Source organism: Streptococcus sp. DD10 (genome assembly GCF_001578805.1).
GTDB lineage: Bacteria > Bacillota > Bacilli > Lactobacillales > Streptococcaceae > Streptococcus.
The window spans coordinates 34,982-50,021 of the sequence record NZ_KQ969166.1 but is presented as its reverse complement, the minus strand read 5'-3'; the positions used below and the strand labels follow the sequence as shown (position 1 = coordinate 50,021).

Below are 15,040 nucleotides of genomic sequence, written 5' to 3'. Positions count from 1 at the left end.
AATTTATCATAACAAAATAGGCCCCATAATCCCTGCGGTGGGTTTACCCACTACAGAAATTATAGAGCCGTAAACCATCAATCTTAACTACGGAAAAATCAAATGAGCAATTAGTTAAAGAAGTTAATCGAGTTTTAGCCGAGAAACTGAGAGATGAAAAAAATGATGTATCTGTAGAACAAAAGGAAATTGCGAAAAGTTTGCAGACTACAGAAAATGATAAGGGAGAGACAGCATTACTTCCTCAAACTGGTGAAAAATCAGGAGATGTGGCTCTATTTGCAGGTCTAATAAGTCTTGGGTTAGCAGGTTTAGGATTTGTTCCGAAGAAGCGTATCGATTAGTCACTGCAAATTCACTAGATTTTTTGTGAAATCTTTCCTTATATTTACAAAATATGGTATAATAGTCTCGTATAAAATATTTAAAGGAGTCTTTCCAAATGGCAAAATTGACTGTTAAAGACGTTGAATTGAAAGGGAAAAAAGTTCTCGTTCGTGTTGACTTCAACGTACCTGTTAAAGATGGCGTGATTACAAACGACAACCGTATCACTGCTGCCCTTCCAACTATTAAGTACATCCTTGAACAAGGCGGACGTGCAATCCTCTTCTCTCACCTTGGACGTGTAAAAGAAGAAGCGGATAAAGAAGGCAAATCCCTTGCTCCTGTAGCTGCTGACTTGGCTGCTAAATTGGGACAAGACGTTGTCTTCATCCCAGGTGTTACTCGTGGTGCTGAATTGGAAGCAGCTGTTAACGCTCTTGAAGATGGACAAGTTCTCTTGGTTGAAAACACTCGTTACGAAGATGTTGAGGGCAAGAAAGAATCTAAAAACGATCCTGAACTTGGTAAATACTGGGCATCTCTTGGAGATGGTATCTTCGTAAACGATGCATTCGGTACAGCTCACCGTGCACACGCATCTAACGTTGGTATCTCAGCAAACGTTGAAAAAGCAGTTGCTGGATTCCTTCTTGAAAATGAAATTGCCTACATCCAAGAAGCTGTTGAAGCCCCAGAACGTCCATTCGTAGCCATCCTTGGTGGTTCAAAAGTTTCTGATAAGATTGGTGTTATCGAAAACTTGCTTGAAAAAGCGGATAAAGTTCTTATCGGTGGTGGGATGACTTACACATTCTACAAAGCTCAAGGTATCGAAATCGGTAACTCACTTGTAGAAGAAGATAAATTGGATGTGGCGAAAGCTCTTCTTGAAAAATCAAACGGCAAATTGATCTTGCCAGTTGACTCAAAAGAAGCGAATGCTTTTGCAGGCTACACTGAAGTTCGTGATACTGAAGGTGAAGCTGTTTCTGAAGGTTTCCTTGGACTTGACATCGGTCCAAAATCTATTGCTAAATTTGATGAAGCCTTGACTGGTGCAAAAACAGTTGTATGGAACGGACCTATGGGTGTATTTGAAAACCCTGACTTCCAAGCTGGTACAATCGGTGTCATGGACGCAATCGTGAAACAACCAGGTGTTAAATCAATCATCGGTGGTGGTGACTCAGCTGCTGCAGCCATCAACCTTGGCCGTGCAGACAAGTTCTCATGGATCTCTACTGGTGGTGGAGCTTCAATGGAGCTTCTAGAAGGTAAAGTATTACCAGGTTTGGCTGCACTTACAGAAAAATAAGCTGTAAGTCAGAAATCTTTGATTTCGTTGACGCACCCCCGCAAGGCTGATTAGGTAGGTCACAAGTGGTAACGAAGTGAACGATCAATCAGCTACTGCGAAAGGAATAAAGATATATGGAAAAGCGGTTTGTCCGCTTTTTCTTTTACAGGAGAATAGATATGTATGCTATCATAGGAATACTAGACAGCTCGACCCAAGAACAGATTCGCTCTGTTTGGCAGAGTTTGAGTGACAATGGACTGTCAGACTATGCTTATGAGGTGAAAAATAGGGAACCCCATCTGACCCTGGCATCGTTTGAAAAGCTAGACTTGGCTACGATTCAGTCCATCATGAAGAAACTGTCAGTTCATTATGCACCTATAAAATTAAATATCAGTTCGATTTCCTCCTTTCTAGGATCTCCCATCATCACGCTAAATCCTGTAAAAACACCTGAACTAACTGCCTTTCACGCTGATTTACATGGAAAGATTTCAAACTATGTAGCAAGAGCTTCCGCCTATCTTCCTCAATACTGGGTTCCTCACCTTACCTTAGCGAACCGCGTAGCCGAGGACAAACTAGCTTCTGCCTACTTTCATTGTTTGTATCATTGCCCACCTATCTCAGGACAGCTGACAGGGCTAAAACTTATCAAGATAGGAAATGGTCAAGTAGAAGATATTTATGAAGTGCCCCTTAAAATAGTCTAGGGAAATGTTGATAGACTGTTTAAAATTCCTTATTTCTCCTCAAATTTTCTCTGAAATATGATAAAATGGAGGTAGAAAGAAGTAGAAGAATGGATTATTTAAAACGACATAAATTTGACTGGTCTAAGTTTAGATTGGGCATGAGAACTTTTAAAACAGGTGTGGCTGTATTTTTGGTTCTCCTTATATTTGGTTTATTTGGTTGGAAGGGGCTTCAAATTGGAGCTTTAACAGCTGTCTTTAGTTTAAGAGAAGACTTTGATAAAAGTGTTCATTTTGGAGCATCTCGTATATTGGGAAATAGTATTGGTGGTTTTTTCGCCTTGATTTTTTTTCTATTGAATAGCTGGTTTCAAGCCTCTTTTTTGGTCACCTTATTTTTTGTTCCCATTATGACGATGTTAACGATTATGACAAATGTAGCTGTGAATAATAAAGCAGGGATTATTGGTGGAGTTTCAGCTCTCCTAATTATTACCTTATCAATTTCACCTGGAGAAACAGTTTTGTACGTTTTTACAAGAATATTTGAAACATTTATTGGAGTATTTATTGCAATATTAGTAAATTACGATATCGATCGAATAAAGGAATGGTTTTTTAGAAAAAGAAGTAAATGTTATAAAAAGTGACATAAGTTGTTGACGGAAATAAATTTTTATCATATAATGGAACTAGGAAGGAGTTAGTAATGAAAGAAAAAGAACTGCGTCGTAATTTAGCGGTTTTTCCTATTGGATCAGTTATGAAATTAACTGATTTAACGGCACGTCAGATTCGTTACTATGAAGACCAAGGGTTGATCAAACCCGAACGGAATGAAGGAAATCGTCGCATGTATTCCTTAAATGATATGGATCGCCTCTTAGAGATTAAAGATTATATCACAGAAGGATTAAATATTGCTGCGATTAAACGAAAATATGCTGAGCGCGAAGCGAAAGCAAAGCGTGTTATCAGTGAAAAGGATGTTCGTCGAGCACTTCATAACGAAATTTTAAAACAGGGTCGATTTACTACCTCTACTTCACAATTTAGCAACCCGCGCTTTTAGCGTTACTTGTTTCGATTTTTAAGGAGAAAATTCATGGTAATCACAGCAGCTGACATTCGTCGCGAAGTCAAGGAGAAAAACGTTACATTTATTCGTCTGATGTTTTCAGATATTTTAGGAACAATGAAGAATGTTGAAATTCCAGCGACAGACGAACAGCTTGATAAGGTTCTATCGAACAAAGCAATGTTTGATGGTTCCTCTATCGAAGGTTTTGTTCGTATCAATGAGTCAGATATGTATCTATACCCAGATTTGGACTCTTGGGTTGTTTTCCCATGGGGAGATGAAAATGGTAGTGTTGCAGGCTTAATTTGTGATGTCTATACGACAGAGGGAGTTCCATTTGCTGGTGATCCACGCAGTAACTTGAAAAAATCACTTGTTCACATGAAGAAACTTGGTTTTAAGTCCTTTAACCTGGGTCCGGAGCCTGAGTTTTTCCTCTTTAAGTTAGATGAACACGGAAATCCAACCTTAGAGGTAAATGATAAAGGTGGTTATTTTGACTTAGCTCCTACGGATCTAGCAGATAATACACGTCGTGAGATTGTCAATGTCCTAACGAAAATGAATTTTGAAGTTGAAGCAAGCCATCATGAGGTTGCAGTTGGACAACATGAAATCGATTTTAAGTACGATGAAGTATTGCGTGCTTGTGATAAGATTCAAATCTTTAAACTAGTTGTTAAAACAATTGCTCGTAAGCATGGCCTTTATGCGACTTTTATGGCAAAACCGAAGTATGGAATTGCGGGTTCGGGTATGCATTGTAACATGTCCCTCTTTGACGAAGAAGGCAACAATGCTTTCTATGATCCAATGGACCCACGAGGGATGCAATTGTCTCAAAATGCCTACTATTTCCTTGGTGGATTGATTAAACATGCCTATAATTTCACAGCAATTACGAATCCTACTGTTAACTCTTATAAACGGTTGGTTCCTGGTTATGAAGCACCTGTTTATATTGCATGGGCAGGACAGAACCGTTCTCCGCTAGTACGTGTTCCTGCATCACGTGGTATGGGAACTCGATTAGAACTTCGTTCAGTTGATCCGATGGCGAATCCTTATATTGCGATGTCTGTACTTTTAGAAGTTGGACTTCATGGAATCGAAAACAAGATTGATGCCCCAGCTCCAATTGAAGAAAATATTTATATCATGACTCCAGAAGAACGCAAGGAAGCTGGTATTACAGATTTACCATCGACTCTACACAATGCTCTTAAGGCGCTTACGGAAGATGAAGTCGTTCGAGATGCGCTTGGTGAACATATTTACACGAACTTCCTTGAAGCGAAACGTATTGAGTGGGCTAGTTATGCAACTTTTGTTTCTCAATGGGAAATCGATAATTATTTAGATTTGTATTAAAAGTTGAGTTGTAACAGCTGTAAGCTATAGTCAGATTTTTCAATTGATTTTTCTATTTTAAATTAGTCCTAAGCCTTTAAATAGAAGCCGTTGAAAAAGTCTGAACATTTACATTTAAAATAAGTAAAACAACGACATATTTCCATAAAAGAATGAGTGATAGTAGCATATGTTTGTTTTATTTAACCCCTCACTCACGAATTACCGATAAGAACTATCTCCAGTCTACTTGTAGGCTGGGGTGTTTTTGATGATGTTGATTTAAGTATGGCTCGATCAGTTTTGGTTCATGTGATCAAGTGGCCGAATATGGATAGGACTAGTACCTAGAGGAAAGAGGAGATATCAAATAGCGGGTATCAAAAATCAAAACCACCCGTCAAACGGGTGGTTTGTACCAGGGCTATAAGCCTAAATTACCAGCCAGCGCCTAAAGACGCTGGCTTTCACGTTGTTCAAGCCTCATTGCTCTTGACTCGTCACTTGCTTCTTAAAGAGGCTTTAGTATTACTTACCACTATCCCTAAAGGGATCCTCATATTCTTTCACACTTAAGAATCTAGTGCTATATCATGCTTTACTCGTTCTTCTCTTTTCGTACTCGTGAAGAAATCATCCACTGGATAATTTCTTTACTCTTGAATATACTTCTTAATTGTGGCTTCATTGAGTCCAACCGTACTCACATAATAACCTTCCGCCCAAAAATGCCGATTCCCAAACTTATACTTGAGGTTGGCGTGTTTGTCAAACATCATGAGTGCACTTTTACCTTTTAAATACCCCATGAAACTTGAAACACTTATCCTTGGTGGAATACTGACTAACATATGTACATGGTCTGGCATTAAGTGCCCCTCGATAATTTCAACTCCTTTATAACTACACAAGCGATGAAATATTTCTCCTAAACTACTTCGATATTGATTATAGATTACTTTTCGTCTATATTTAGGGGTGAACACAATGTGATAGAACATATCCACTTTGTGTGTGATAAACTATGTGCCTTTTGTTCCCTCAACTTCTTTATTTTTAGGTTTCGACAAAAAACATCCACTGGATAATTTTTCTTCTCCTTTCGCTTTACAATTGGCTTGAACACCTTTATTGTATCGTGTTTGGAGTTTTTTGGGTATAACCGTAGATAGCGCACCCGCATAGCGGGTGGTTTTTTTGTCTCGCACCTAGCGGAGCGAGACGGACTGAAAGTCACATAAAAAAGGAGTGGGACAGAACTTAAAATTGAAAATTTTTAGTTCGTAGTCCCACCCCCGCAAGGATGATTAGGAGCTCTTACGAGCTTGAAAAGCGAAGAAAGAATCCAATCATCTACTGTGTTATGAGTGATGTTTTCATTAACTAGCTATAAACAAGACTATTCTTCATTATCGGGTGTCATAACCATTGGGATAATGATAGGTTCGCGTTCTGTGCTTTCATAGAGGAAGGGTCTAAGAGCGTTCACGATTGCACCATTTACGGATTGGATGCTAGCTTCCTTGTTCTTGAGAGCAATGCGAATAGCATTGAAGAGAATGCGTTGACTTTGACGGATGAGATCACCTGATTCTCGCATATAGACAAAACCACGGCTTAGGATATCAGGACCAGCTAGAATCATTTTAGATTTAAAATCAACAGTTGCGACAGCCAGAACCACTCCATCTTCAGATAAATCTTTTCTATCTTTTAGAACTGCAGCTCCGATTTCACCAATCCGATTTCCATCTACATAGATGTCCTGGGCATTGAAACTACCAGCTATTCGGGCGGAATCAGCTGTTAAGGCGAGGACGTCACCGTTTTTCATGATGAAAATGTTATCCTTGTTAACTCCAGTGTCAACTGCGAGTCCTGCGTGGACTTTTTGCATGCGATATTCACCATGGACTGGCATAAAATATTTTGGTTTAATCAGACGCAACATAAGTTTTTGCTCTTGTTGACCGCCGTGTCCCGAAGTGTGGATGTTGTTGATTTTACCATGAACCACAGTAACCCCAGCTTCTGAGATAGTATTTATCAATTTATTTACACTAGTAGTATTACCTGGGATTGGACTGGATGAAAAGATAACAGTATCGCCAGGTTGGAGTTGTACCTGACGGTGGGTTCCATTTGCGATACGTGATAGGGCTGCCATTGGCTCCCCTTGGCTCCCTGTACATAAAATAAGTACCTCACCTGCTGGGTAATCTTTGATAGCGTTTGGCTCAATAAAGGTTCCTTCGGGTGCTTTGATATACCCTAGTTCCATTCCATTCACAATCGCCTTTTCCATAGAGCGACCAAAGACAGCAATTTTACGTCCAGTTTTTACAGCTGCATCAGTTGCTTGTTGTAGACGAAAAATATTTGATGCAAAAGAAGCAAAAATAATTCGTCCTTCAATATCTTGAATAATTTTCATGATAGACTGTCCAACAACCTTCTCAGAGTTGGTGAAGGTAGGGACTTCGGCATTAGTTGAGTCTGAAAGAAGGCAGAGAACACCATCTTCGCCGAGTGCAGCCATTCGGTGCAAGTCAGCGGGTTCTCCTACAGGTGTAAAATCAAATTTAAAATCTCCCGTACAGACAATTTTTCCTTGAGGTGTGTGGATGACAATCCCGAGTGGTTCAGGGATTGAGTGAGTAGTACGGAAAAAGGTCGCTTTTAGATTTTTAAATGTTAATTCAGTATTATGATTTATCTCATAGAGTTTAGCAGAACGTAATAAACCATGTTCTTCCAGTTTTCCACGAATAAGAGCAAGTGCTAGTGGGCCGGCATAAATAGGAATATTCGCTTGTTTGAGGAGGAAGGGGATCCCACCGATATGGTCTTCGTGTCCATGAGTAATCAGGACAGCCTTGACACGATCAATATTCTCAACGATATAGGAGTAGTCAGGGATAACGTAGTCAATACCGAGCAAATCGTCTTCTGGGAATTTTATTCCAGCATCGACAATAATGATTTCATCTTGATACTCAATACCGTATGTGTTCTTTCCAATCTCTCCAAGACCTCCGATGGCAAAAACGCCAACTTCTTCTGGTTTTAGGGTATAAGACATATTAGAACTCCGTTATTTCAAAGGCACCAGTCTCTTTTTCATACTCGAGGAGCTTGTCAGAGAGCAATTCAATAAATTCGATATTTAATTCAGGACGGTTTTTTTCAACTAGTTCACGGGCTAGGATACGGCCCTCTAGTTCTGAAGAAGCATCGATGTTCAGATAGAGTGAGCGTGTTGTTTCTCGTCGTGGGCTACGTTCTTTTGTTTCTTGGTAAAAAACTTTATAAATCATGTTGTTCCTTTCTATACTGCTGGTCACTTTGCCAAAATTTCAGCCAATTAGGCTGTTTTATTTTCTCTAATTTTGTTTATAGATTGACCGTGATTCGTTACAATTAGTACAATTATATCATAAAAATAAGCAATAGTAAAAGCAGGAATATGAAAATATTCTGCTATGTTTTATAAGTAAATTTGTTGAACAAATGAAATAGGGAGTGATTGTGTGGCAAGGTGAGTAAGATACAGTAAAATATCTTGTGTAAACACAAAAGGAATAAATCCTGTATAGTAAAGTTGCAACACATTACTAGAAAGATTTATTCCTATGACTCAGTTTACCACAGAATTACTTAAGGGAACCTCTAAAAATTTTAAAATGCGATAAGTTTTAGCTCTAGAAACCTTACTAAAACAATATTCTTAGTTTTAAGAGATTAGTTTTTAGAAGTGCCCGTATAATATAATTTGAAATTTTGTTCGGGAAAAAATGAGAGTTCTCCATTGCTTTTACAGTGAAAATCTAATAGTAAAAATAAAGTAAGCTTGCTAAGAATCTGATGAACGAGGCTACCATAAGTATAGGTTTTGTAGTATAATAGTGAGTAAATACCTTTGACAGATCGGAAGAATCATGAAAATATTAGCCTTTGATACTTCGAGTAAGGCACTTTCAGTAGCTATTTTGGAAGATGACCACCTTCTCGCAGAGACCACCTTAACTATCAAAAAAAATCATAGTGTGACTCTTATGCCAACCATTGATTTTCTTATGAAAAGCCTAGATCTGACCCCTAAAGATTTAAATCGCATCGTGGTTGCTAAGGGACCCGGTAGCTACACAGGCCTGCGTATAGCTGTTGCAACTGCAAAAACTTTAGCCCAGACTCTTAAGATTGATTTAGTGGGGGTATCCAGTTTGTTAGCTTTAGTTCCCGAAGATGTTTCAGGATTAGTCGTTCCCATTATGGATGCACGTCGGAATAATGTCTACGTTGGTTTTTATAAGGATGGTAGGACAGTCTTTCCAGAGGGACATATGGCTGTTGAGCAAGTCATAGAAAGACTTGAGGATGCAATCGAGCTTACTTTTGTTGGAGAGATAGAACCCTTTGAGAAGCAGATAAGAGAGTCTTTGCCAAGTGCAAAAATTCAGAGTAGTCTTCCGAATGCTGCTCTTATAGGAAGATTGGGAAGAAAGGGTGTGTCCGAAGAAGTACATGACTTTGTACCGAACTATCTGAAACGAGTGGAGGCTGAAGAAAACTGGCTTAAAACACATGTAGAGTCTGCTCACTCTTATATTCAAAAACTATGATAGAAATTCAGAAGTTGACTAATCGTCCAGATTTGGCAAATGAGATCTGGGAAGTCATGGAGGAAGTTTATACAGGAAGTCCGTGGTCGTTGGCTCAAATTCAGGCGGACTTAAGTCAGCAGCAGACTACTTATATTGTAGCTTTTGGAGTAATGGAAATTATAGGTTTTTTAGCTATTCAAGAAACCGACTTAGAAGTAGAAGTTCTTCAAGTTGCAGTTAAGAAGGCTTTTCGTAGACAAGGGATTGCAAAGCAATTGTTTGCAAATCTGCCTACAGATAAGGACATCTTTTTAGAAGTTCGAGAGTCCAACCAGCCAGCTCTGCTATTTTACAAAAAAGAGAAATTTAAAGAAATCACACGTCGAAAGGGTTATTACTATGATCCTGTCGAAGACGCGGTTATCATGAAAAGAGATTGTAATGAAAGATAGATATATTTTAGCTTTTGAAACCTCATGTGATGAAACCAGTGTAGCGGTCTTGAGGAACGATGATGAACTGTTGTCTAATGTCATCGCAAGCCAAATCGAGAGTCACAAGCGATTTGGGGGAGTAGTGCCTGAAGTAGCTTCTCGCCATCATGTTGAGGTAATTACCGTTTGTATAGAAGAAGCTCTAGCAGAGGCTGGTATCGGGGAAAACGATGTGTCAGCAGTGGCCGTAACCTATGGTCCTGGCTTGGTTGGGGCTTTGTTGGTTGGCTTGGCTGCGGCTAAGTCCTTTGCATGGGCACACGGTATCCCCCTCATTCCTGTCAACCATATGGCTGGTCATCTCATGGCGGCTCAGAGTGTAGAAAAGTTGGAGTTTCCGCTTCTTTCCCTTCTTGTGAGTGGTGGGCATACTGAGCTGGTCTACGTTAGCGAGGCTGGGGATTATAAGATTGTCGGCGAAACCCGTGACGATGCAGTAGGTGAAGCTTATGACAAGGTTGGTCGTGTCATGGGGTTAACCTATCCTGCAGGGCGTGAAATTGATCAGTTGGCACACGAAGGAAAGGATCTCTATGATTTCCCTAGGGCAATGATTAAGGAAGATCATCTTGAGTTTTCATTTTCAGGGTTAAAATCTGCCTTTATTAACCTTTATCACAATGCCCAGCAAAAAGGAGAAACCTTATCTACTGCTGATTTATCAGCGAGTTTCCAAGCAGCAGTTCTAGACATTCTCATGGCAAAAACCAAGAAAGCTTTAAAAAAATACCCTGTCAAGACCTTGGTTGTAGCGGGTGGTGTCGCAGCCAATCAAGGTTTGAGAGAGCGATTGGCAGAGGAATTAACAGATATCAAAGTCATCATCCCACCTCTTCGTCTCTGTGGGGACAATGCTGGAATGATTGCCTACGCCAGTGTCAGTGAGTGGAACAAGAATAATTTTGCAGGTTTAGAGCTAAATGCCAAACCTAGTCTAGCTTTTGAAACTATGGAATAAAAAGTCAGTGAAAGCTGGCTTTTTTTGTTAGGAATTGTTTTTGAAATAGTTGAGCAACCATATAAAAACATGCTATAATGAGAAAAAGCAGTGAGGTATCCTTATGATTGAGAAAATGGAGCTAGGGGAATTTTATAAAGAACTGCGACTCGCTAGGGGACTCAAGCAGTCAGATATTGCTTGCGAGGGCTTGACAGCCTCTCAGTTATCCAAGTTTGAACTGGGCAGGTCTATGCTGTCAGCTGATAAATTGATGCTGGCTATCCGTGGAATAAACATGACCTATGATGAGTTTGGACATAAGCTAAACAACTATCAAGAGTCGTCCCATGTTCGTCTAGGAAGAAAAATCGTTGCCTGTTTTGCACATCAGGATAAGGTGGGTCTGGAGCAGTTGTTGCTAGATATGCCCAAGGAGCAGATGGCGGACAAGTATATCCGCCTCAACAGTATCGTGATAAAAAATGCCATTCACTCCTTGGATAGGAACTTCCCTCTCTCTAAGGAAGATAGGGAGTTTGTGACGGACTATCTTTACGCCATCGATTCATGGACGTGGTTTGAGTTGTATCTGTTCTGTAATACTACGCCATTTTTGAGTGACCAAGATTTGATTTTCTTATCAACCAGCTTACTAGAAAAATCTGAAAGTTTTAAAAATCTATTGCAAAATAAGATTTATATGCGAAGCTGCCTTTTGAATATCATATCAGAATTATTGGAGCGTGGTTTATTTAAGTATATCTCTATTTTTGAAACTGCATTGGAAGAGATATTGACTCCATATGAAGTTTTTGAAAAATTGCTTCTACAATTTTTGAGAAAAATAAAACTATTTTTAGAAACAAAAGGAAGTAACAAAAAAGAGATTGAAGATTTTATTCAATCTCTGGAAATTCTAGAAAATCCGCAGTTGCTTGCTTTGTTGAAATTAAAATTTCAACAGTATCAGGTGTTGTTGGATTAACCACCAAAAAATGGGAAGAAAATAATAATGTCCATTAGAATACCAATAAAAATATATGGTAGTGTCCGCTTTTTCATCTGACTCACCTCCGAAGTTCATATACAAACATTATACTCCTAAAAATAGGCTAAATAAGTTAATCGTATATATGATATTTTGAAAAATAAAAATGTCAAATATGCGATTGTCTCAAAAGGCTCAATTTCCATGCTATAATCATCTTGTAAAATCGTTCATGCAAGTCCTAGGCGCTGAGATGAGGTTACAAATATGTGGCAAAAGCCAAAGGAGAAAAAAGCAAATGTTGAATTTAAAATTCGCAGATATGATGGAACTCACAGAGGTTGAGTTGCAGGAAGTGCGTGGGGGCCTGCTCCAGCTATGTGATTATTGTGGTGGTGGTATGGGGGGATTGTCTTCATACACTAACCCAGCAGGTGCGCCTTCTCTTGGTTTTTTAGAAGTTCTTGGAGGTTATTTTGACCAAACTGACCAATCTGATAGAAGACGTCACTAAATAAATAGGAGATTTAAAAATGCAAAAAGAAACAAGATTTTACTTAGGAACAATCGCGATTTTAATCAGTTACTACCTGATCTTCAACGGCATCATGGACTTAGAAGTTTTCACTACTTGGTCAGATTTCGCTTATTATAGTTTGATGCTAGTATTGACCGCTCTTCAGGGGTTCTTAGCTGTGCTGCTCCTCGTAAAAAGTGGTCGTTGGAGTGAGTACGGAAAGTTCAGATTTCGCTGGTCCTACCTAGGTATCTTGTTTCTTTCTTTTGTATTACTGTTGATTTGGGTCAGTATCAGTAGTATTCTATTTCCTCATACACAAAATGGTCAAGCCTTGCGCGAGATGAATAGTAGTTTAACAGGGGTGACTTATATTTTAGTTCGTTTTGTTTACGGAGCTTTAATAGCACCTATCTCGGAGGAGTTAGTTCATCGTGATTTGTTAATGACATCCTTATCTGAATATAAACGTTATGGTGTAGATATCATAGTGTCAGCTACTTTATTCAGTCTCATGCACATCTTACAGTACGGCTGGGTTTTGACTGATTTTATATTTTATTTCGTTATGGGATTGATTCTCTGCATGGTTTTCCGTTACACACGCTCAGTCTACTGGTCGATTGCGAGTCATGTGCTTTGGAATAGTTTTTTGACCCTACTAGGTGTGTTATTACTGGGTTATTAGAAGTGATAGAGGCCACAATGCCTCATGTTCCATTAAGGCTGGGTTTCCAGCTTTTTTTATTCCTCATAAACATTTGAAAAAACGAGTTATTTTTGGTAAAGTTAAACTAATAAAATGAAAGCGAGAAGATCATGGTACGTTTACAAGATGATTTTTATGATTACGTCAACGGGGAATGGGCTGAGACAGCTGTGATTCCTGATGACAAACCGTCAACTGGTGGTTTTATGGACTTGATCCAAGATATCGAAAACTTGATGTTGGATATTACCGGAAAATGGCAACGGGGAGAAGAGCTGCCTGAAGACAGCATTCTCCAAAACTTCGTCAAATACCACAAGATGGTGGCAGATTTTGATGCGCGGGAAGCAGCTGGTGTCGCTCCAGCTATGCCTTTGATTAATGAAATAAAGGCTCTGTCTTCTTTTGAAGACTATACCAGCAAGTTAGGCACCTATGAACTAGCTGGCAAACCCAATCTCTTGCCATTTAGCGTATCACCAGACTTTATGAATGCCCAAATGAATGTCTTGTGGGGAGAAGCACTCGGTTTGATCTTGCCTGATACGACCTACTATGAAGAAGACAATGAAAAAGGCCCAGAGTTATTGGCTGTTTGGCGTCAAATGGTTGAAAAGCTCTTGGCAAAATTTGATTTCTCAGAGGAAGAAATCAAAGATATCCTGGATAAGGTGATTGCGGCCGATGCAGAATTGGCCAAATATGTCTTGTCAAACGAAGAAAAATCAGAGTACAACAAACTCTACCATCCTTATGAGTGGGCAGATTTCAAGGCCTTGGTCCCAGAATTGCCACTCGATACCTTCTTTACAGAAGTGATCGGGCAAACGCCAGATACTATCATTGTTCCAGAAGAGCGCTTCTGGAAGGAATTCGCACCAACATTCTACTCAGCAGCCAACTGGGAAACCCTTCATGCCAAATTGAAACTCAGTGCAGCTCTTTCTTGGACGTCTTTCTTGACTGAAGAAATCCGTGTCTTATCTGGTGAGTATAGCCGTACGATTACAGGGACACCAGAAGCACGTCCGAAAGAAAAAGCCGCTTTGGCTTTGGCAGAAGGTCCTTATAGCCAAGCACTTGGCCTTTGGTATGCAGGAGAAAAATTCTCACCAGAAGCGAAAGCAGACGTAGAGCATAAAGTGGCGACTATGATTGAGGTCTACAAGGATCGTCTGGGAAAAGCAGACTGGCTCGCCCCTGAGACCCGCGAAAAAGCTATTGTCAAGCTTAATGTCATCACACCACATATCGGCTACCCTGAAAAGTTACCAGAAACTTACGCCAAAAAGATCATCGACGAAAGCAAGACCTTGGTGGAAAATGCTCAAAAATTGGCTCAAATTTCCATCGAGCATGTCTGGCGTAAGTGGAACCAACCAGTCGATCGAAGCGAGTGGCACATGCCAGCTAATATGGTTAATGCCTACTATGATCCGCAACAGAACCAAATCGTCTTCCCAGCAGCGATTTTACAAGCACCTTTCTATGACCTTCACCAATCATCATCAGCCAACTACGGCGGAATCGGTGCAGTCATCGCCCATGAAATCTCCCACGCCTTTGACACCAATGGAGCATCCTTTGATGAAAATGGTAGCTTGAAAGACTGGTGGAAACCAGAAGATTACGAAGCTTTTACTGCTCGGACTCAAAAAGTCATCGATCAGTTTGAAGGACAAGACTCTTATGGTGCCAAGATCAACGGGAAATTGACCGTTTCTGAAAACGTGGCAGATCTCGGCGGTATCGCTGCAGCCCTTGAAGCCGCGAAGAAAGAGGAAGATTTCTCAGCAGAAGAATTCTTCACCAACTTTGCTCGTATCTGGCGCATGAAAGCTCGGACAGAGTACATGCAACTCCTCGCAAGTGTCGATGTCCACGCACCAGGAAAACTCCGTACTAATGTTCAATTACCAAACTTTGACGAATTCTTTGAAACCTTTGATGTCAAAGAAGGTGACGGTATGTGGCGCGCACCAGAAGATCGTGTGATTATTTGGTAAATTAAGATACTAAGCCCGTAAAAAAAGCG

15 protein-coding genes and 1 pseudogene are annotated in these 15,040 nt (G+C 39.9%); 13 read left to right on the top strand and 3 right to left on the bottom strand.

Features of this window, described 5'->3' with window-relative positions; translation table 11 throughout:
- The first annotated feature begins 200 nt into the window (after window positions 1–200).
- From STRDD10_RS11220 to glnA, 6 genes are all read left to right on the top strand, one after another.
- Entirely contained in the window at window positions 201–344 is a 144-nt protein-coding gene (locus STRDD10_RS11220; RefSeq protein WP_197458333.1) for an LPXTG cell wall anchor domain-containing protein, read from the top strand.
- 98 nt (window positions 345–442) lie between these two features.
- Window positions 443–1,642 carry a phosphoglycerate kinase gene (locus STRDD10_RS09400; protein WP_067195470.1) on the top strand — a complete coding sequence of 400 codons (1,200 nt, stop codon included), beginning with the start codon at window positions 443–445 and terminating at the stop codon, window positions 1,640–1,642.
- 161 nt (window positions 1,643–1,803) lie between these two features.
- Window positions 1,804–2,340, top strand: coding sequence for a 2'-5' RNA ligase family protein (locus STRDD10_RS10620; RefSeq protein ID WP_197458332.1), 537 nt, complete (start codon window positions 1,804–1,806; stop codon window positions 2,338–2,340).
- 89 nt (window positions 2,341–2,429) lie between these two features.
- Complete coding sequence (locus STRDD10_RS09385; RefSeq protein WP_067195468.1) at window positions 2,430–2,972, top strand: FUSC family protein; 543 nt, start codon at window positions 2,430–2,432, stop codon at window positions 2,970–2,972.
- Between the two features lie 59 nt (window positions 2,973–3,031).
- Complete coding sequence (locus STRDD10_RS09380; protein WP_067195465.1) at window positions 3,032–3,394, top strand: MerR family transcriptional regulator; 363 nt, start codon at window positions 3,032–3,034, stop codon at window positions 3,392–3,394.
- A gap of 33 nt (window positions 3,395–3,427) precedes the next feature.
- Window positions 3,428–4,774, top strand: a complete 1,347-nt coding sequence (gene glnA, locus STRDD10_RS09375) for a type I glutamate--ammonia ligase (protein ID WP_067195463.1) — start codon at window positions 3,428–3,430, stop codon at window positions 4,772–4,774.
- A 507-nt stretch (window positions 4,775–5,281) separates the two neighbouring features.
- On the opposite strand, the pseudogene tnpA reads toward glnA, so the two are convergent.
- From tnpA to STRDD10_RS09360, 3 genes and pseudogenes are all read right to left on the bottom strand, one after another.
- Window positions 5,282–5,798, bottom strand: a pseudogene (gene tnpA, locus STRDD10_RS09370) (IS200/IS605 family transposase).
- Between the two features lie 354 nt (window positions 5,799–6,152).
- Entirely contained in the window at window positions 6,153–7,835 is a 1,683-nt protein-coding gene (rnjA, locus tag STRDD10_RS09365; protein ID WP_067195461.1) for a ribonuclease J1, read from the bottom strand.
- A 1-nt stretch (window position 7,836) separates the two neighbouring features.
- The gene (locus STRDD10_RS09360) at window positions 7,837–8,070 is read right to left on the bottom strand and encodes a DNA-dependent RNA polymerase subunit epsilon (RefSeq protein WP_067195459.1); all 234 of its coding nucleotides are present in this window, start codon (window positions 8,068–8,070) and stop codon (window positions 7,837–7,839) included.
- Window positions 8,071–8,691: 621 nt separating this feature from the next.
- Between STRDD10_RS09360 and tsaB the strand changes: the two genes are divergently transcribed.
- From tsaB to STRDD10_RS09325, 7 genes are all read left to right on the top strand, one after another.
- Complete coding sequence (gene tsaB, locus STRDD10_RS09355; RefSeq protein ID WP_067195456.1) at window positions 8,692–9,375, top strand: tRNA (adenosine(37)-N6)-threonylcarbamoyltransferase complex dimerization subunit type 1 TsaB; 684 nt, start codon at window positions 8,692–8,694, stop codon at window positions 9,373–9,375.
- Window positions 9,372–9,809, top strand: a complete 438-nt coding sequence (gene rimI / locus STRDD10_RS09350) for a ribosomal protein S18-alanine N-acetyltransferase (protein ID WP_067195453.1) — start codon at window positions 9,372–9,374, stop codon at window positions 9,807–9,809. Before tsaB ends, rimI begins: the two co-directional genes overlap by 4 nt.
- Window positions 9,799–10,809, top strand: a complete 1,011-nt coding sequence (gene tsaD, locus STRDD10_RS09345; protein ID WP_067195450.1) for a tRNA (adenosine(37)-N6)-threonylcarbamoyltransferase complex transferase subunit TsaD — start codon at window positions 9,799–9,801, stop codon at window positions 10,807–10,809. Before rimI ends, tsaD begins: the two co-directional genes overlap by 11 nt.
- A 103-nt stretch (window positions 10,810–10,912) precedes the next feature.
- Window positions 10,913–11,776: an Rgg/GadR/MutR family transcriptional regulator gene (locus tag STRDD10_RS09340; RefSeq protein ID WP_067195448.1), complete on the top strand. Its 864-nt coding sequence runs from the start codon at window positions 10,913–10,915 to the stop codon at window positions 11,774–11,776.
- Window positions 11,777–12,077: 301 nt separating this feature from the next.
- Entirely contained in the window at window positions 12,078–12,293 is a 216-nt protein-coding gene (locus tag STRDD10_RS09335; protein ID WP_067195445.1) for a hypothetical protein, read from the top strand.
- A 19-nt stretch (window positions 12,294–12,312) separates the two neighbouring features.
- On the top strand, window positions 12,313–12,984 hold the full coding sequence (locus STRDD10_RS09330) for a CPBP family intramembrane glutamic endopeptidase (protein WP_067195442.1): 672 nt from the start codon (window positions 12,313–12,315) through the stop codon (window positions 12,982–12,984).
- A gap of 131 nt (window positions 12,985–13,115) precedes the next feature.
- The gene (locus tag STRDD10_RS09325; protein WP_067195441.1) at window positions 13,116–15,011 is read left to right on the top strand and encodes a M13 family metallopeptidase; all 1,896 of its coding nucleotides are present in this window, start codon (window positions 13,116–13,118) and stop codon (window positions 15,009–15,011) included.
- Window positions 15,012–15,040 lie beyond the last annotated feature (29 nt).